This is a genomic window from Allobosea sp. FBZP-16, from assembly GCF_002831785.1.
In the GTDB taxonomy this organism is placed as follows: Bacteria; Pseudomonadota; Alphaproteobacteria; order Rhizobiales; family Beijerinckiaceae; genus Allobosea; species Allobosea lupini.
Map to the genome: position 1 here is coordinate 1 of NZ_LNCQ01000053.1, position 17,328 is coordinate 17,328.

The 17,328-nt window shown below is 66.8% G+C and carries 20 protein-coding genes; 5 read left to right on the forward strand and 15 right to left on the reverse strand.

The genetic code is table 11. The annotated features are described in order from the left end of the window. Positions 1 to 133 precede the first annotated feature (133 nt). Positions 134 to 541, reverse strand: a complete 408-nt coding sequence (locus CXY91_RS26330) for a helix-turn-helix domain-containing protein (protein ID WP_100964759.1) — start codon at positions 539 to 541, stop codon at positions 134 to 136. A gap of 217 nt (positions 542 to 758) precedes the next feature. Here CXY91_RS26330 and CXY91_RS26335 point away from each other — a divergent pair, with 217 nt between their 5' ends. Further along, positions 759 to 1,565, forward strand: a complete 807-nt coding sequence (locus CXY91_RS26335; RefSeq protein ID WP_091841373.1) for a DUF72 domain-containing protein — start codon at positions 759 to 761, stop codon at positions 1,563 to 1,565. 3 nt (positions 1,566 to 1,568) lie between these two features. Here the strand turns inward: CXY91_RS26335 and CXY91_RS26340 are convergent, their stop codons facing one another. The 6 genes from CXY91_RS26340 to htpX form a co-directional block, all read right to left on the reverse strand. After that, complete coding sequence (locus CXY91_RS26340) at positions 1,569 to 2,054, reverse strand: YbaK/EbsC family protein (RefSeq protein ID WP_100964762.1); 486 nt, start codon at positions 2,052 to 2,054, stop codon at positions 1,569 to 1,571. Further along, entirely contained in the window at positions 2,051 to 2,329 is a 279-nt protein-coding gene (locus CXY91_RS26345) for a hypothetical protein (protein ID WP_091841377.1), read from the reverse strand. The genes CXY91_RS26340 and CXY91_RS26345 overlap by 4 nt, the downstream gene beginning before the upstream one ends. A gap of 21 nt (positions 2,330 to 2,350) precedes the next feature. After that, positions 2,351 to 3,943, reverse strand: coding sequence for a bifunctional phosphoribosylaminoimidazolecarboxamide formyltransferase/IMP cyclohydrolase (gene purH, locus CXY91_RS26350; protein ID WP_100964764.1), 1,593 nt, complete (start codon positions 3,941 to 3,943; stop codon positions 2,351 to 2,353). 114 nt (positions 3,944 to 4,057) lie between these two features. Continuing rightward, positions 4,058 to 5,800 (reverse strand): heparinase II/III family protein, encoded by a 1,743-nt coding sequence (locus CXY91_RS26355; protein ID WP_100964766.1) that lies wholly within the window; start codon positions 5,798 to 5,800, stop codon positions 4,058 to 4,060. A gap of 58 nt (positions 5,801 to 5,858) precedes the next feature. Next, entirely contained in the window at positions 5,859 to 7,193 is a 1,335-nt protein-coding gene (locus CXY91_RS26360; protein WP_100964768.1) for an RsmB/NOP family class I SAM-dependent RNA methyltransferase, read from the reverse strand. Position 7,194: 1 nt separating this feature from the next. Beyond that, complete coding sequence (htpX, locus tag CXY91_RS26365; protein ID WP_100964770.1) at positions 7,195 to 8,115, reverse strand: zinc metalloprotease HtpX; 921 nt, start codon at positions 8,113 to 8,115, stop codon at positions 7,195 to 7,197. A gap of 106 nt (positions 8,116 to 8,221) precedes the next feature. Between htpX and CXY91_RS26370 the strand changes: the two genes are divergently transcribed. Then, positions 8,222 to 8,446, forward strand: a complete 225-nt coding sequence (locus tag CXY91_RS26370; protein ID WP_248307650.1) for a DUF1674 domain-containing protein — start codon at positions 8,222 to 8,224, stop codon at positions 8,444 to 8,446. 105 nt (positions 8,447 to 8,551) lie between these two features. Here CXY91_RS26370 and CXY91_RS26375 read toward each other — a convergent pair whose 3' ends face one another. Next, a complete protein-coding gene (locus CXY91_RS26375) occupies positions 8,552 to 10,066 on the reverse strand; it encodes a globin-coupled sensor protein (RefSeq protein WP_100964772.1) in 1,515 nt (504 codons plus the stop codon). A 237-nt stretch (positions 10,067 to 10,303) separates the two neighbouring features. On the opposite strand from CXY91_RS26375, the gene CXY91_RS26380 reads away from it, so the two are divergent. Continuing rightward, positions 10,304 to 11,605 carry a class I SAM-dependent methyltransferase gene (locus CXY91_RS26380; RefSeq protein ID WP_100964774.1) on the forward strand — a complete coding sequence of 434 codons (1,302 nt, stop codon included), beginning with the start codon at positions 10,304 to 10,306 and terminating at the stop codon, positions 11,603 to 11,605. A gap of 6 nt (positions 11,606 to 11,611) precedes the next feature. On the opposite strand, the gene CXY91_RS26385 is transcribed toward CXY91_RS26380, so the two are convergent. From CXY91_RS26385 to CXY91_RS26390, 3 genes are all read right to left on the reverse strand, one after another. After that, positions 11,612 to 11,809 carry a hypothetical protein gene (locus CXY91_RS26385; RefSeq protein WP_100964776.1) on the reverse strand — a complete coding sequence of 66 codons (198 nt, stop codon included), beginning with the start codon at positions 11,807 to 11,809 and terminating at the stop codon, positions 11,612 to 11,614. A gap of 7 nt (positions 11,810 to 11,816) precedes the next feature. Continuing rightward, entirely contained in the window at positions 11,817 to 11,948 is a 132-nt protein-coding gene (locus CXY91_RS31185; RefSeq protein ID WP_280141492.1) for a hypothetical protein, read from the reverse strand. Between the two features lie 126 nt (positions 11,949 to 12,074). After that, positions 12,075 to 12,392 (reverse strand): DUF2853 family protein, encoded by a 318-nt coding sequence (locus tag CXY91_RS26390; RefSeq protein ID WP_091841397.1) that lies wholly within the window; start codon positions 12,390 to 12,392, stop codon positions 12,075 to 12,077. A gap of 236 nt (positions 12,393 to 12,628) precedes the next feature. Here CXY91_RS26390 and CXY91_RS26395 point away from each other — a divergent pair, with 236 nt between their 5' ends. Next, on the forward strand, positions 12,629 to 13,576 hold the full coding sequence (locus CXY91_RS26395) for a 2-hydroxyacid dehydrogenase (protein WP_100964778.1): 948 nt from the start codon (positions 12,629 to 12,631) through the stop codon (positions 13,574 to 13,576). Between the two features lie 131 nt (positions 13,577 to 13,707). On the opposite strand, the gene CXY91_RS26400 is transcribed toward CXY91_RS26395, so the two are convergent. The 4 genes from CXY91_RS26400 to CXY91_RS26415 all read right to left on the reverse strand — a co-directional run bounded on the left by CXY91_RS26400 (position 13,708) and on the right by CXY91_RS26415 (position 16,374). Beyond that, positions 13,708 to 14,235 carry a L,D-transpeptidase gene (locus tag CXY91_RS26400; RefSeq protein ID WP_100964780.1) on the reverse strand — a complete coding sequence of 176 codons (528 nt, stop codon included), beginning with the start codon at positions 14,233 to 14,235 and terminating at the stop codon, positions 13,708 to 13,710. A 148-nt stretch (positions 14,236 to 14,383) separates the two neighbouring features. Then, positions 14,384 to 14,830: an NfeD family protein gene (locus CXY91_RS26405; RefSeq protein ID WP_091841404.1), complete on the reverse strand. Its 447-nt coding sequence runs from the start codon at positions 14,828 to 14,830 to the stop codon at positions 14,384 to 14,386. Position 14,831: 1 nt separating this feature from the next. Further along, the gene (locus CXY91_RS26410) at positions 14,832 to 15,809 is read right to left on the reverse strand and encodes an SPFH domain-containing protein (RefSeq protein WP_100964782.1); all 978 of its coding nucleotides are present in this window, start codon (positions 15,807 to 15,809) and stop codon (positions 14,832 to 14,834) included. A 1-nt stretch (position 15,810) separates the two neighbouring features. Then, positions 15,811 to 16,374 (reverse strand): MarR family winged helix-turn-helix transcriptional regulator, encoded by a 564-nt coding sequence (locus CXY91_RS26415; RefSeq protein WP_100964838.1) that lies wholly within the window; start codon positions 16,372 to 16,374, stop codon positions 15,811 to 15,813. A 54-nt stretch (positions 16,375 to 16,428) separates the two neighbouring features. On the opposite strand from CXY91_RS26415, the gene CXY91_RS26420 reads away from it, so the two are divergent. Further along, the gene (locus tag CXY91_RS26420; RefSeq protein ID WP_100964784.1) at positions 16,429 to 17,328 is read left to right on the forward strand and encodes an alpha/beta fold hydrolase; all 900 of its coding nucleotides are present in this window, start codon (positions 16,429 to 16,431) and stop codon (positions 17,326 to 17,328) included.

The window sequence follows — 17,328 nt, forward strand, 5'->3', positions numbered from 1 at the left end:
ATGAAAAATGCAAAAAACCCGCAGAGAGAAATCTCGGCGGGTTTTTGCTCGTTCCGGGGAAGCAACGGAGACACGGAAGGCGGTCGCTCGCGGCTCTTTTGCCGTGCGAGAAGACCGCGATTCTTGCGGCGACCTAGGTTTCCTGGCCATCGAGTTCGGCGAAAAATTCGGTGAGACAGACCAGAGTGCGCAGTGTGCCCTGATCCGTGATCTTCTCCGTCGCCTTGTTCACTCTCAAACGCGACGCAGCCACTGGTTCAGTTCGATAGCGCCTCTGCTCGACATCCGAGAGGCCCACCGACGCGACCAATGCAGCCATCCCTCTGCCAAGCTCTCGCGGCGATGTGCCAAGAAGGCTCGAGAACTGCATCAGGAGTTGCGAACTGGCATGGCTCAGGCCGCGCTCGTAGCTGACATACTGCTCCTCGCTGATATGTAGGGCCTTTGCGACCTCGGCCCGCTTCAACCGCGAGGCAAGCCGAAGACGCCGCATTCGATCGCCAACGATACGCTTGAATTCCGCCCGCCAGTCGCGATCCATCGGCGTCCCTCGATCTTGCTCCTTCAGCGTGCATCTATGCCCATGATGCAGTCAATAGCTGCAATCAGAGAGGTCCTGCCACGAATCGAGCGGGCAGGGTCGGCATCGGGCTTATGCTCGCTGCAGGGCGAGCATCATCATACTGCCGCCTATCGACAGGGGCAGCTGCGTACTACTCTTCGCCTCAGAGCGAACGACACGGTCGAGGATGCTAACCATGGCCCCCAAAACAGCCGGACAGATCCATATAGGCATCGGCGGCTGGGTGTTCGAACCCTGGCGTGGGACCTTCTATCCTGAGAATCTCTCGCAGAAGCGCGAGCTCGAATATGCCGCGAGCAAGCTGACCTCGATCGAGGTCAACGGCACCTATTACGGTTCGCAGAAGCCGGAGAGCTTCGCCAAATGGCGGGCGGAGACGCCCGATGGCTTCGTCTTCGCGCTGAAAGGCTCGCGCTTCTGCACCAATCGCCGGGTTCTGGCCGAAGCCGGGCCGTCCGTCGAGAAGTTCGTGACCTCCGGTCTCAGCGAGCTCAAGGAGAAGCTCGGGCCGATCAACTGGCAGTTCATGGCGACCAAGGCCTTCGACCCCGTCGATTTCGAGGCCTTCCTTAAGCTGCTGCCGAAGGAGGTCGATGGCATCAGGCTGCGCCATGCCGTCGAGGTGCGCCATCCCAGTTTCCGCTCGCCCGATTTCGTCGCGCTACTACGGGAACACGGCGTCGCGGCGATCATTTCGGGCGATTCCGATTTCCCCCAGATTGCCGATGTGACGGCGCCTTTCGTCTATGCGCGGATCATGGGGACCAGCGAGGCGGAGGCGCAGGGCTATCCGGCGAAAGAGCTCGACGCCTGGGCCGGCCGGGCCACGGACTGGGCCAAGGGTGGCGCGCCGGATGATCTGGAACTGGTCGCGCCGGCGGCGGAGACGGCGCCACGCGACGTGTTTCTCTATGTCATCAGCGGCGACAAGGTCCGCAATCCCGCCGCGGCGATGGCGCTGATCGAGCGCGTGCGCGGCTGAGGCCTACTCCGCGGCGTGCTGGGCCGCCGGCTCCTGGCAGACATCGACCCATTCTGCGCCGGTGAGCGCTGCCATCCGCTCGGGAGCGATGCGGACCATGCTGCGAGTCGAGCCGGCGGCCGGCAAGACGATGTCAAACGCCTTAAGCGAGACGTCGCAATAGATCGGTAGTGGCTCCGCCAGGCCGAACGGGCAGACGCCGCCGACCGGATGACCGGTGATGTCGGAGACTTCCTCTGCCGCGAGCATGCGCGGCTTGAAGCCGAACGCGGCCTTGGCTTTCCGGTTGTCGAGCCGGGCGTCGCCGCGAGCGACGAGCAGGACGACGCGCTCACCCAAGCGCAGTGACAGCGTCTTGGCGATACGGGCCGGCTCGACGCCGAAGGCTTCGGCAGCGAGCTGAACGGTCGCGCTGCTGCCCTCGGTGAGCTCGACTTCGATATCGGGAGCATGCTGCGCAAAAAAGGCGCGGACGGATTCAAGGCTCACGCGACTTTCCTTCCAAATCGCCACCAGATCAGGGAAGCTACCAAGGCCGGCACGCCGAAGACGACGAGCAGGATCGGCGCTTCCTGCAGGAAGCTGTAGCCGGCCCGGGTGATGCCGACGATCAGATTGATCACAGAGACGGCGAACCAGAGCGGGATGAACAGCTTCATCGCGAAGACGATCGGATGCCGCCCGCCCGTGTTCAGCCGCGGCGCGATCAGGAGCAGGACGCCGAGCAAAGCGAAGCCGGCGGCGATGACCTTGACGGTGTGCATGCCGACTTCCCCTCGCGGTCTTCAGTGCCGGAAATGGCGATGGCCGGTGAAGACCATGGCGAGGCCGGCCTCGTCCGCCGCCTTGATCACCTCGTCGTCGCGCATCGAGCCGCCGGGCTGGATCACCGCGGTGGCGCCGGCCTCCGCCGCGGCCAGCAGGCCGTCGGCGAAGGGGAAGAAGGCGTCGGAGGCGACGACGGCGCCCTTGGCCAGGCTCTCGGGCGCGCCCGCCGCCTTGGCGGCTTCGCCGGCCTTCCAGGCGGCGATGCGCGAGGAATCGACGCGGCTCATCTGGCCGGCGCCGACGCCGACCGTGGCGAGGCCCTTGGCATAGACGATCGCATTCGACTTGACGTGCTTGGCGACGCGGAAGGCGAAGTGCAGATCGGCGAGCTCGGCCTCGCTCGGCTGGCGCTTGGTCACGACCTTGAGTTCCATGTCGTCGACCACGGCATTGTCGCGTGCCTGGGCGAGGAAGCCGCCGGCGACGGTGCGCAGGGAAAGACCCGCCTTGCGGACATCCGGCAGGCCGCCGGTCAGGAGCAGGCGCAGGTTCTTCTTGGCGGCGACGAGCGCGATCGCCTCCTCGTCGGCGTCGGGGGCGATGATGACCTCGGTGAAGATCTCGACGATCTTCTTCGCGGCTTCAGCGTCGAGCTTGCGGTTCAGCGCGACGATGCCGCCAAAGGCCGAGACGGGATCGCAAGCGAGGGCCCGCTCATAGGCTTCGAGCAGCGAGCCGCCCTCGGCGACGCCGCAGGGATTGGCGTGCTTGACGATGACGCAGGCGGCGGTGCGGTCGGGGTCGAACTCGGCGACGCATTCGAAGGCGGCGTCGGTGTCGTTGATGTTGTTGTAGGAGAGCTGCTTGCCCTGGACCTGACGGGCGGTGGCGACGCCCGGACGCTGCTCCGGCGTACGGTAGAAAGCGGCCCATTGATGCGGGTTCTCGCCATAGCGCATGGTCTCGGCGAGGCTGCCGCCCAGCGCCCGGAAGGCCGGCGAGGTGTCGCCGAGCTCATTGGCGAACCAGTTCGAGATCGCGGCGTCATACGCGGCGGTGCGCGAATAGGCCTTCTGCGCCAGCTTGCGGCGCAAGGTCAGCGTGGTCGCGCCCTTGTGCGTCTCGAGGTCGGCCAGCACGGCCGCATAATCGGAGGCCTCGACTACTACGGCGACGTCGTTGTGGTTCTTGGCGGCAGCGCGGATCATGGCGGGGCCGCCGATATCGATGTTCTCGATGCAGTCGTCATACGGCTTGCCTGCGGCAACCGTCGCCTCGAACGGATAGAGATTGACGACGAGCAGGTCGATCGGCGCGATGCCGTGACCGATCATCGAGGCCTGATGCTCCGGATGCGAGCGGATGGCCAGCAGGCCGCCATGGACCTTGGGATGCAGCGTCTTGACGCGCCCGTCCATCATCTCGGGGAAACCGGTCAGATCCGAGACGTCGGTGACGGCAAGGCCGGCCTCGGCGATCGCCTTGGCAGTGCCGCCGGTCGAAACCAGGGCAATGCCCAGGCGCGAGAGGGCGCGGGCGAAATCGATCAGCCCGGTCTTGTCGGAAACGGAAAGCAGCGCGCGTTCGACGCGGCGGAGTTCGTTCGGCATGGGAAGATCAGGTCCGGGTTGATGAGCGCGAGGCGCGGAATACTCGCGCGCGCCCTATCACGCCCGGGCTTTGCTGCAAAGCACAAGACGCCGCAGCCTTGCCCTGCGGCGAGGTCAGAGCGGCAGATCAGGCTCGGCTTCGGCCTGGTCCTGCCGCGCCTCTTCGGCTTTGGTCCTGCGCTGCGCCGGCGTCCCGAGACGGGCGAAGCGCCAGATGAGCTGCGGCGTCGCCAGGGCGTCGAACTCGACGACGAGCTGCGTCGTCTTGTGGCGGCCATCGGCGGCAGCGAAGAAGATGCTTTCTTCCAGCGCGACCCTGAGGCCGGAGGCCTCAAAGGCCCAGATTTCGCCGGAAGGCAGCGCGAGCAACGCGCCCTCGCCGTCGCGGATCAGGCTAGGCTTGACGTTGGGGTGCAAATGGAAGCGCGCGGCAGCCGGCAGGCTCGCCAGCGCGGTGGGCGGGCTCAAGCCGTCCTCGCCGACGAGTTCGCTGCCATTGCGGGACAGCAGCAGGCGGCGGGTGTGGACGGTGCCGAAGGCGCGCCGATAGCCATCATGGCTGCCGACCCATTCATGCCCATCCTCGCCGTCCTGGCGGGCGACGCGGACATCGGCCGGGCCGGCGATAATCCGCCGCTCGCCAAGCACCAGGCCGAAGACGGCGCTGGAGCGGTCGTTCAGCGTCACGGTCGAATGGGCGGCGGTGGCGCGGGCGGCGAGTTTGAGCTCGGGCGTGCCGAAGCGGCTGGCGCCGCAATTCACCACGATGCGCTGCGAGCCCGTCGACAATTCGAAGGAGAGGCAGCCGGCATGGGCCTCGATCGAGTTGGCACCGCGTGGGGGCGGCCCGGCCTCGACCACTACGATGCTGGTGCCGGCGCTGAGCCGGTCATAGCCGGAATAGGCGGCGTGCTCGATCGGCCGGGCGCGGACGTCATCATAGGCGGCGAGCGTCGCCATCAGATCGGGCGGCGTCGCGTTCATGCCATTGAACAGAGCGAGCGCGCCATCGCCATGCCGGAACAGCTTGAGATGCGGCATCATCCGGTCAATTCCCATGATGACGGCGCGGGGCGGTTCGAGCCCGCGCGCGGTGAAGGTCTCGCGCAGCGGCAGGAGATCGAGCAGGAGATCGATCAGGATGCGGGGATTGCGGCTGAGATGGCCGCCATCCGGCAGGATCTGCTGTTCCAGTTCGTCGGAGAGCGCGATCTCATAGCGGCGCAGCCGTCTTTCCTGGCCGTCGAGGCAAATGGCGGCAAAGCAGATCGCGATCAGGCATTGCAGCCGCGGCGCGCCTTCGACGGCGCCGGCGAGCGCGAGCTGGAGGCGCTCTGCCGTTTGCGCGACATGGCGGATGAAGCGCTCGTAGAAGGCATGGTCGGCGCCTTCGAGCAGGAGCGGCGAATGCGACAGGAAAGACATCAGCCGGCGGGCGATCACAGCCGGGCGGCGGGCGACCTCGTCGCGATCATGTCTGCGGGCGATGAACTCGTCGACGAGGGCACGGGCGTTGGCGCGGGCGATCGCGGTGTCGGCGGCCCGTAAGTGACGCAGCCAGACGAAGCCGCTCAGCGCCTCGGACCAGGCTTCGCTTGGGGCTGCGACCAGGAAAGGCGATTCGCCATGGCAGTTCACGGTGCGGCCGGCGAGCGCGAAGTAGCCGGCATAGATCTCGCTCGCCGTGGTCGGGTCGGCGGTGCGCAGGTCGTGCGGGGCGAAGAGCAGGCGGCTGGCGCGCAGGCGGCCGAACGGCCAGAGCGCGCGCTTGGCGCCGACGACCTGGCCGCGCGTGCGTCGCGCCGCCCTGCCGATGGCTGCCCGTGCCAGGCCTCCGCGCTCCGACCAGCCGTTCAATGAAATCTGCTGCCTCGCCGTCCCGCCGCCTCCCTGCGAAGGCGAATCCCCGATCGAGTCATGATCTTATCAGGCGACAAGCGTAAAATCCCGCCCATCCTGAAAGGCGTGGCGTTTTGCCGGCAAGCTGGTGCGGCAGCGTGCGCAATTCGCCCAGCGCCGTCAGCGCTTCGGCCTGGCCGCCGATTTCCTCGGGCTTGATTGGATCGCGGGCAAAGCCGTCGTTTCGCGCCAGGAATTCCTCGATCTGCGCCTCGCCTTCGGTGCGTTCCAATGAGCAGGTGCAGTAGATCAGGCGCCCGCCCGGCTTGGTGAGCCGCGCTGCCTGGTCGAGCAGGCGCGCCTGCAACGCGGCGAGCTTGGCGACATCCTCGGGCTGCTTGGCCCAGGTGACGTCGGGATGACGGCGGATCGTGCCGGTCGCGCTGCAGGGTGCGTCGAGCAGGACGCCGTCGAAGGGCTCGGCCTCGAAGGTCCCGACATCGGCGGTGACGACCTCGGCGCTGAGCCCAAGCCGGTCGAGATTGGCCTTGAGCCGGCGCAGGCGCGGGCCGGAGCGATCGACGGCAACGACTTCTGCGCCCGATTGTGCGAGCTGCACGGTCTTGCCGCCGGGCGCGGCGCAGAGATCGGCGATGCGCTCGCCTGGCTGGACATTGAGGAGCCGGGCGGGAAGAGCGGCGGCGGCATCCTGCACCCACCATTCGCCCTCAGTGAAGCCTGGCAGGCCGGTGACCGTGTCGCGCCCGCGCAGGCGCACCGAGCCGGTCGGCAGGACGATGCCGTCGAGCCTGGCGGCCCAGCCGGCCGGATCGGATTTGACGGTCAGATCGAGCGGCGGCTCCTCGGCATGGGCCGCGGCGATCGCCTTGGCGATGTCGGGGCCGTAGGTCTGCGTCCAGCTCTCGCGCAGCCAGTCGGGCGTATCGGTCAGCGGATCGAGCTCGGCGAGGATTGCTTCGCGCTCGCGCGCCAGCCGCCGCAGCACGGCATTGCCGAGCGAGGCGTAGCGAGAGGAGCGGGCGTCCTCGTGCAGTTGACGGATGGCGAGGTCGACCGCCGCATGGTCGGGCACGTCGAGGAAAAGCAACTGCGCGGCAGCGGCGACCATGATCGGCTCGAACGGGCCGGATTTGCGCGGGCTGCCGCGTTCGAGGCGGGCGCCGACCACCTGGCGGATCGTGCCGAGACGGCGGAAGGCGACTGTCGCGATCGCGCGCGCCAACCCGGCATCGGCGGGCTCCAGCCCTGCCGCCTGCGCCATCCGCTCGAAGGTTTCATCGAGCGCGGTGCCGGCGCGCAGCACCTCGTCGATCAGCGTTGTGGCGAGGCGGCGCGCAGCGAGGCCGGGGGCGTCGTCAGCCGGCGCGCGGTTTTCGTGAGGAGCTGCCATCTCAGCCCCAGGGCCCGGGCTCGCGGCCGCCGGCGAAGGGGTTCCGGCTCGCGCCACTCGTGAAGCCGCCACGGCTCGCGCCGACACCCATGGCGCGCGCCTGCTCCATCAGTGCGGCGATACGGTTGCCGGTGTCGGGGTGGGTCGAGAACAATGAATCCATGCCGCGGCCTGAGAGCGGGTTGATGATGAACATGTGCGCCGTAGCAGGCTTCGCCTCGGCCGTCTCGTTCGGGATGTGGGCAACGCCGCCGGCGATCTTGGCCAGCGCGTCGGCGAGCGCCACGGGATTGCCGCAGATCTCGCCGCCCATGCGGTCGGCTTCGTATTCGCGCGAGCGCGAGATCGCCATCTGGACGATGGTCGCCGCCAGCGGGGCGAGGATCATCAGCGCGATCTGGACGATGGCGTTGGGACGGTTGTCGCGCGAGCCGAAGAACATGCCGAAGGAGGCAAGGGACGAGATCGCGCCGGCCATCGTGGCGCTGATCGTCATGGTCAGCGTGTCGTGGTTCTTGATGTGGGCAAGCTCGTGCGCCATCACGCCGGCGAGCTCGTCATAGCTCAGCGTGCGGATGATACCGGTGGTCGCGGCGACCGCGGCGTTCTGCGGATTGCGGCCGGTGGCGAAGGCGTTCGGCTGGTCTTCCTGGATGATGTAGACGCGCGGCATCGGCATGTTGGCGCGCTGGGCGAGGTCGCGGACCATGCCGTAAAGTTCGGGCGCGCTACGCTCATCGACCTGCTGCGCGTTGTAGGCGGACAGCGCCAGCTTGTCCGAGTTCCAGTAGCTGAACAGGTTGGTCGCGACCGCGATGCCGAGCGCGATCAGCATGCCGCCGGCGCCGGCGAGCAGATAGCCGACCACGCCGAACAGCGCGGTGAGCGCCGCCATCAGCATGCCGGTGCGGACATAGTTCATGCAGGAACCCCTTCTTGCGTCGTCGTCCGGCATTGTACAGGCTCGCCGGAATGCGGTTTCGTCCCTATGTGGTGGGCGCGATGCCGATCCTACAAGAGAATGACCGATGATGAGCGCGCAGACGAAAACGGATGAGGTCGAGACCAACGCTTCCGCGAAGGTATTGTCGCCGGCGGCGCAGCGGGCTCTCTCGGAGGCGCAGGCGCGCCGTGCCGCGATCGATGCGAGGGCGGCCGAGCTCGGCCAGCAGAAGGAAGTCGACGGCCGCGGCGGGCTCGAGCCGGTCCGCTATGACGACTGGGAAGTGAAGGGCATCGCCAGCGATTTCTGACGTGCTCGGGAGAGACATATTTCGCGAGTCATCCCGGATCTTCGCTTCGCTCAGTCCAGGATGACTAGGTAGCGTTGAACGTCGAGCCTTTCGCGTGAAGGCGGATCAGGCTGCCCGCGCTCGCCGCGCTGGCGCGGTCGTGTCCTGACCTTCCGTGGTGCGGAAGGTGCTGACGAGGCGGTTCAGGCGTTCGATCTGATCGAGCAAGGCACGCGCCGAAGCCGCGCTCTCCTCGGCCAACGCGGCGTTGCTCTGGGTCATCTCGTCCATATGGCTGACTGTGCGCGCCATCTCGTCGATGCCGTTGGCCTGTTCTCCGGCGGCGGCGGCGATCTCGTTGACCGTGGCCGAGACCTGCATCGAGGCCTCCACGATCTTCTCCAGCGTCTCGCCGGCCTGCCGGACCAGGCGCACGCCCTCGACGACCTCGGTATCCGAGGAGCCGATCAGGCCGGTGATGTCCTTGGCGGCTTCGGCCGAACGTTGGGCGAGGGCGCGCACCTCGGCGGCGACGACGGCAAAGCCACGTCCGGCATCGCCGGCGCGCGCAGCCTCGACCGCAGCGTTGAGCGCGAGCAGATTGGTCTGGAAGGCGATGCCGTCGATCACGCTGGTGATCTCGGAGATCTTCTTGGAGGCGCCCTCGATCCGCGCCATCGCCTCGATCGCATCCTTGACGATCTCGCCGCCGGTGCGGGCCACGGCCGAGGCGTTGTCGGCGAGCGTCACCGATTGCCGCGACGACTGCGCCGAGCTCTTGACCGAGGCGGTGAGCTCTTCGGTGGTCGCCGCGGTCTGCTGCAAGGCGGAGGCCTGCTGCTCGGTGCGCGAGGACAGGTCGTTGGCACCGCTGTTGATCTCCTGCGAGGAGGCGGCGATGGCAGAGGAACTCGTCTTGATGCTCGCGACCATCTCGCCGAGCTTGGCCATGGCGTCGTTGAAATGGTCGCGGATGCTGGCGTATTCGGCCGGCATGTCGTCGGCCATGCGATGAGTCAGGTCGCCGCGAGCGAGCGCCGCCATGCCGTTGCCGACATAGCCGATCGCCTTGTCGCGCTCCTTCGCCTTGGCTTCCTCGACGGCACGGGCCTCGGCCTCGATCTTCAGCCGGGCGGCCTCGGAGGCTTCGAGATACACCGAGATGGCATAGTCCATGTCGAGCAGGGCGGCCTTGACGATGGCGCCGATCTCGGCGCCGCGCTCGGCCGCGCCGGGGAGCTGGCCGCCGAAACGGCTCTTCGGCCAGCGCTCCTCCAGCACCTTGGCGAGCAGGTTCTCGAGCAGCAGGGCGTAACCGCCGATATACCAGCGCGGCTCCAGCCCGATCTTGGCGTGGATCTCGCCGACAGTCGTGACCGCGCGGACATAGTCCTGGTCGAACTGGCCCTTGGCGATGCGGTTCCAGTGCGAGATCTGGCGGTTCTTCGCGCCCTCCATATGGGCGGCATTGCTGAAGAAGGCCTTGGTCTCGGGGAACGCGGAAACCTGGGTGTAGAAGGCATCGAGCGCGCCGGGCAGGGCGCCGAGGATGCTCTTTTCCATCCCCGCGATGCGCCCGCGCGCCTCGCGGTCAAGCTGCATGAAGTCCAGCCGCCTGTCGAGCTGATCCCCTGACGACATGATGTGATCCCCCAACCACGATGCGCGGCGCCCCTTGTCCACTCTGGAATCAGAGCAAAGTATGGTTAAGAAATGAAGAATAGTTGCTTAGCTGGTTTCTTGCACCTTTTGCGTGTTGTGCCGTTTCGACAAGCCGCCGCTGATTGCAGAAGGGCAAAGCTGTTCTGACGGCGCGAATTCCGGTCGGGCGAAAACCGCGCTAAGAGGGCGGCGCATATCTGTCGGAACAGGCAAGGCATGAGCGGCGACGGCAAGAGAATCGAGGCGCTGCGGCGGCTCCTGACCGAGGCGTACCAGAAGCTTGGGCTGAAGCTCGGTTTCTCGCTTTGGGACGGCTCTCGCGTTCCGGCCGATTGGCCGACGGGCGGGCTGATGATCGCGATCCGCGATGCCGGCGTCGTCGCGGCGCTGCTGCGCAAGCCGAAGCTCGATACCTTGCTGCATCTGCACGTCTCCGACCGGATCGCGATCGAGAACGGCACGATCTTCGATCTTGCCGCGGCAAGGCCCGACGGCAAGGTCGGTCGGCTGGCACGCGGCATCTCCAAGATGGCGGCGTTCGATGTCGCCAGGCACTTCCTGTTCGCGCCGGGCCAGGCGCCGCAGGCGGTTCAGCACATCAAGGGCGACGAGATCGCCCGTGACGGCAAGCCGGCGACCAACAAGGCCAATATCGCTCATCACTACGATGTCTCGAACGCATTCTACCGGCTCTTTCTCGACGAGCGCATGGTCTACACCTGCGCCTATTTCACCGAGGATCATGACGATCTCGAACGGGCGCAGACCGACAAGCTTGAGATGATCTGCCGCAAGCTGCGCCTGAAGCCGGGCGACAAGCTGCTCGATATCGGCTGCGGCTGGGGTGCGCTGGTCTGTTATGCCGCCCAGCACTATGGCGTCGAGGCGCATGGCGTGACGCTGGCCGAGGAGCAGCTCAAGCTGGCGCGCGAGAAGGTCGAGGCGCTCGGCCTGCAGGACAAAGTCACGCTCCATCTCAAGGACTTCACCCAGATGGAGGGGGAGTTCGACAAGATCTCATCGATCGGCATGTTCGAGCATGTCGGCATCCGCAACCACCCGACCTATTTCCAGGCGGTGAACCGGCTGCTCAGGCCGCGCGGCCTGTATCTGCACCATACGATCTCGCGGCGGGCCAAGAAGACCGAGAAGGCCTTCAACAAGATGCCGGCCGAATACCGGGCCCTGGTCCGCTACATCTTCCCGGGCGGCGAGCTCGATCATCTGGGCATGTCGATCGCCAATCTCGAGCGTCATGGCTTCGAGGTCCATGATGTCGAGGGCTGGCGCGAGCATTACCAGCGCACGACGCGGCTCTGGTTCGAGCGGCTGAATGCGAACAAGGCGGCAGCCGAAGCGGAAATCGGGCCGGAGCGGACGCGGATGTGGCTGATCTATCTCGCCGGCTGCTCGCTCGCCTTCGAGCGTGGCGGGGCGCTGATCAACCAGACGCTGGTCTCGAAGCGGCGCAAGGGCCCGTCCGGGCTGCCGCTGACGCGGGTCGATCTCTATCGCTGAGCGCGCTTACGACAGGCGCAGGGCGAGGGGCCGAGCGCTGAAGGTCACGGCGCCCGCTTCGGCGCGGGCATAGTGGAGGGCGTCGTCCCGGCTGCGGAAATAGCCGCCGCCGCGGCCATGGGTCTCGACCGCGATCCAGTGGCCCTCGCGGTCGCGCCCGATCTTGAAATGCGGGCGGGTGGTTGAGGCGGCGGCGGTCGGCATGGCCGCCTCAAAAGAAACCGATCGTGGCGCCGAAGGCGAGGCCTGCACCGAAGACGATCATCGAGGCGAAGGCGGCTTCGGCCACGGTGAAGAGCGTCTGGGCGTGGCCGGAGAGGACCGAGCGGGACAGCGTGAACATCGAAACCCCCAAGGGCGGAGCGTTGATGTTCCGGCCTTGCGGTGCTCTGCGCCGTTTTCGCGGGGGGCTCTGAAAATGCGAATGGCGCCCGAAGGGGCGCCATCAGGTCAGGCCAGGCTGTCAGACCTATTTCTTCACGAAAGCGTCGAGCTTGCCGTAATGTTCGGCCAGCAGATAGTAGAAAGTCAGGCGCGACTTGGTCTTGTCGGCCTTCATGTGATCGCAGGTCGCCTTGACGGTGGCGTCGAGGTCGGCACTCTTCAAGCCAAGCTTCTTCTTCAGGAAATTCTCGCGGACGCGTTCGAGTTCGGCGGGGTCGGAGCAGGCGACATAGCGGGTGTCGGGCTTGCTCATCACCAATGCATAGGCCTTGCTCATGCCGGCGAAGGCGGCCTCGTTGACAGGCTTCTTGGCGAACTTCTTGACGTCGGCGAGATGATCCATCGGGTACCCCTCTCTAGACATATCGGTTCGTAGGCGCGCTGCACGCAGCGTTAACCGCCATGGAAAACGATATCCGGCTTTTTTGTCGCAGGCGAGAGGAGGGGTTCAGGAAAATCCCGTCGATTGCCCGGTGTTTTCGTATTGCATCTGCGAGATGGCCGATCGGCGCCAGGGGTTGTTGAAGCAGGGGGCGGCAAGTGCTGCGATGCAGCAATCGCCCCGAGGACCTTTCAGCCATGAAGCCGACGATCCTGATGGCCCCGCGCATGCCGGCTCGCCTGGTGGCGCGCTTGCAGGAACGGTACGAGGTGCTCGGGCCGATGAGCCATCCCCGGCCGGAGGCATTGCCAGCCGGAGCCGAGGCAGCGCGCGCGCTCCTGACAGTCGGAACCTGGAAAACCGACGCGGCCCTGATCGAGGCCCTGCCCAATCTCGGCCTCATCGCTTGTTATGGCACGGGCAATGAAGGCGTGGAGCGGGCCGCTGCGAGGGCGCGCGGCATAATGGTCAGCAATGCCGCCGACGCCAATGCGACGAGCGTTGCCGAATTCGCGATGGGACTGATGCTGGCGAGCGCCCGGCAGATCGGAGCCGCCGAACGCTTCGCGCGGGCTGGCCGCTGGCAGGGCAACGCGATCGAGCGCATGGCGACGGTGCCGGGCCTGGCCGGTCGCAAGCTGGGCATTTTTGGGCTGGGTGCCATCGGTCAGCGCATTGCGGTGCGCGCTGCCGCCTTCGACATGACGATCGGCTACCATAACCGTTCGCCGCGGCCGGAACTGCCCTATCAGTACCATGCCAGCCTGCTCGGCCTCGCCGAATGGGCCGATATCCTGATGGTCTCGGTCCGCGCGAGCGGCGAGACCCGGCACGCGATCGATGCGCGGATCCTGCGTGCTCTCGGTCCGGACGGTCATCTCGTGAACATATCGCGCGGCATCGCGGTCGACGAAGCCGCACTGATCGAGGCGCTGGAAAGCGGAACAATCGCGGGAGCCGCGCTCGACGTCTACGAGCACGAGCCCGCGATTCCGGATCGGCTCAAAGCGCTCGAGAACGTGGTGCTGACGCCGCATATCGCCGCGAACGCGGAATCGGCCCAGGTCGCGCAGCAGGAGCTGCTGCTCGCCAATCTGGAGGCATTCTTCGCCGGCCGACCGTTGCTGTCGCCAGTCGCACTCTAGAGCATTTTCGAGCGAAGTGGACACCGGTTCGCGTGAAGAAAATGCGACAAGAGAAATACTTAGAGCAATTCTGCGATTCGAAGAATTGCGGAATTGCTCTAGGTGCGAGGGACGTTGCCGCGTATCGGCTGTCAGGGCATCACGATGACGGGCGTCCCCATGCGGACTCGGGCGTAGAGATCGATGACGTCGCTGTTGTGCATCCGGAAGCAGCCATAGGAGGCGGCAGTGCCGACCGAGCGCGGGTTGTTGGTGCCGTGGATGGCGTATTGGCCTCCGGGGCCGAGGCCGATGACGCGTGCGCCCATCGGATTGTTGGAGGCGCCGCCAGGGATCACGTCGGGCAGGCGCGGATTGTCGCGCTTGACCTCGGCCGGCGGGCTCCAGGCCGGATCGACCTGGAGTTCCTCGACATATTTGACGCCGCGCCACTGCTTGCCGGCCTTGCCGACGGCGATGGTGTAGCGCAGCGCCTGGCCGGGCGCGGCGATGTAGTAGAGCTTGCGCTCGGCGGTGCGGATCAGGATCGTGCCGGGCTGGTAGCGATAATCGGGGAAGTCGACGACCTCGCGCGCCTGGGCGGGATGCACCATGAGCAGCATCAGCAGCGAAAGCGCCGCCGCGATGATGAAATCGATTGGTCCGTGCCGGCCCGCCATGGCCTCCTCCTTGCGTATCCTGACGCTTTGGAGGCGGATTTGGACGGGCTCCCGGTGAATCGAGGGTTCAGCAGCATGGTGAACCCTCGATTCAGCATGAATCCGGGCTTAATCCCGTGTCAGGCGAATGGCCGCCGCAGGTCGGCGCTCAGGCCTTCTCGACGACGAGCGTCGCGCCATCGACCCGCACGACGCGGATCTCGGTGCCGGCGAGAAGCTCGGGGCCGGTGACGCGCCAGGAGGAATCGCCGATGCGGATGCGGCCTTCGCCGCCGGTCATCGTCGCCTCCAGCCTGAAGACCTTGCCGATCAGCTGGCGGCCGCGATCGTTCAGGCCGCTGGCGGTGTCGGGCTCGTCGCTGCGGTGGCGCGTGACGACGCGACCGATGACGACGGAGGCGACGGCGAGGCCTGCAAAGACCAGCCAGGCGCCTTGCCAGGCGAGCCCGGTCAACCCGACGACGGCCCCGGTCAACAGTGCGGCGAGCCCGAGCCAGAGCAGGAAGACGCCGGGCGCCAGCATCTCGCCACCGACCAGGACGAGCCCGAGCACGATCCAGCCCCAGCCGCCGAAGGAGGCAAACCAGTCGAGCATGTCAGCCCTCCGTGCGACCTGCCGCCGGGACGGAGCCGGCGCGCCGGTTCGCCGCCGCATCCTCGCCGAACACGGCCCTGGTCAGCTGGGCAATGCCGCCGACGGTGCCGGCGAGTGCTGCGGCCTCGATCGGGACGATCACCACCTTGCTGTTGTGGGCGCTCGCGATCGCCTTTAGCGCCTCGGTATAGCGCTCGGCGATCAGGAAGTTGGCGGCCTGGATGTCGCCCCGGCTGATCGCCTCGCTGACCATGGCGGTCGCGGCTGCCTCGGCCTGGGCCGAGCGTTCGCGCGCCTCGGCGTCGCGGAAGGCCGCTTCCTTGCGGCCCTCGGCCGCGAGGATCTGCGATTGCTTCTGCCCTTCCGCCTTGAGGATCTCGGCCTGGCGCAGCCCCTCGGCCTCGAGCACGGCGGCGCGCTTCTCGCGCTCGGCCTTCATCTGCCGGTTCATCGCGCCGGCGATATCGGCCGGCGGCAGGATGTCCCTGATCTCGATGCGGGTGACCTTGACGCCCCAAGGCGAGGCGGCGGCGTCCATCACCCGCAGCAGCCGCTCATTGATCTCGTCGCGATGCGAGAGCAGCTGGTCGAGGTCCATCGAGCCGACCACGGTGCGGATATTGGTCATCGTCAGGACCATCAGCGCCTGGCCGAGATGGGAGACCTCGTAGCAGGCCTTGGCGGCATCGAGCACCTGGTAGAAGGCGGCGGCGTCGATGCGCACGCCGGCATTGTCCTTGGTGATCGCTTCCTGCGAGGGAATGTCGAGCACCTGCTCCATCACATTCACCTTGTGGCCGATGCGCTCGATATAGGGGATGATCAGCCCGAGGCCGGCCCCCAGCGTGCGCGAATAGCGGCCGAAGCGCTCGACCGTATAATTGAAGCCCTGCGGGATGGTGCGGACCCCGAGCGCGATGGTCAGGATGACCAGTGCGACCAGTGCGACGACTACGATGTCGAAGCCAGTGGGATTCATCTCAGCTCTCCGGCTCAAGCGGGGACTTCGGTTCAAGCGTGCCTTTGCAAGCATCTGATGACGGCTCGCGCGGCGGCTTGCCTTCGAGGTAGCCGACGACCCGCCACATCATCGTGCCGACGGCATTGCATTCCTCGTCGCTGAGCACGCCCATCATCGCCTCGATCCGGGCGGCGTGGATCGCCAGCGCCTTGCGCGTCAGGACCTCGCCATCCCCGGTAAGCCAGAGCCGGCGCACGCGCCGGTCGGCCTCGTCATTGCGGCGCTCGATCAGGCCGCGCCGCTCGAGCTCGGGCAGGAGCATGCTCATGGCGCTGCGGCCGACCAGAAGCTTCTCGGCAAGCTGCTGCTGGGTCAGGCCGGGGGTACGGAAGACGTTGGCGAGCACATCGTAATGCGCCAGCTGGATGCCGAGCGGCGCCAGCGCCTCGGAGAAGACCTTTTTCCAGAGCTGGTGCATGCGCGCGACCGCGAGCCAGTTCTTGAAACGCGGCAGGTCCCAGGGCAGCCCCGACTTCACGGTGCTACTCGGCTCAGTTGCCGGTGCGGAAATTGGCTCTTGCATTTTGTTCATCGCTGAACATAATAGTTCAAGGCTGAACGAACAAGGTTTCCGATCATGCCCGGCACAGCGCTTCGCGTCATTCGTCCTCTCGTCCGCATCGGCAGTTTCATTGCTCCGCATACGGCCGGGCGCGCCGCCTTCAAGCTCTTCTGTACCCCGCCGCGCCCGCCCGGCCCACAGAGCCGGACCGGCAAGGCGATCATCGCCGCCCGCGGTAGGCTCGCGCCGGCGATCCGGCAGGCGGTATCCTACCCGTGCGGGACGGTCAGCACCTATCTGTTCGAACCTGAGCCCCGCTTGCAAGATGGCGATGGTCCGGCGCCGACAGTGATCCTGCTGCATGGCTGGAACAGCGAGGCGGCGTTCATGACCGCTTTCGTGCAGCCCTTGCTGGCGCAGGGCTTCCGCGTCGTCGCCTTCGACATGCCGGCGCATGGCACCTCGACCGGGGCCGAGCTCAACATCCCGCTCGGGGTCGGCGCGCTCGCCGCGGTGGCGCGTGTCTTTGCGCCAGTGCATGCGATCGTGGCGCATTCCTTCGGCGGGGCGATCGCCCTGGCGGCGCTGGCCCGCAGCGTGCCGGGCCAGCCGAGGGTCAAGTCGAATCGGCTCGCGCTGGTCGCGGCGCCATCCTCCGTCACCACGATCACCCGCAATTTCGGCGCGACGATCGGGCTCGGCCGCCGCGGCCAGGCGGCGCTGGAGCGCCGCATCCACAGCGTCGCCGGCAATCCTGTCGAGGCCTTCGAGGGCTGCGGGCAGCTGGAGGCGATCGGCCTGCCGACCCTGGTGATCCATGACCGGCAGGACCGGGAACTGGACTTCCATCATGCGCAGGCGCTGGCGGCGGCCGGGCCGTTCGTCACCTTGCAGGAGACGAGCGGGCTGGGACACCGGCGCATCCTGCAGGCCAGGCAGGTGGTGGAGAGCGTGACGCGCTTCGTGGTGGGGTAG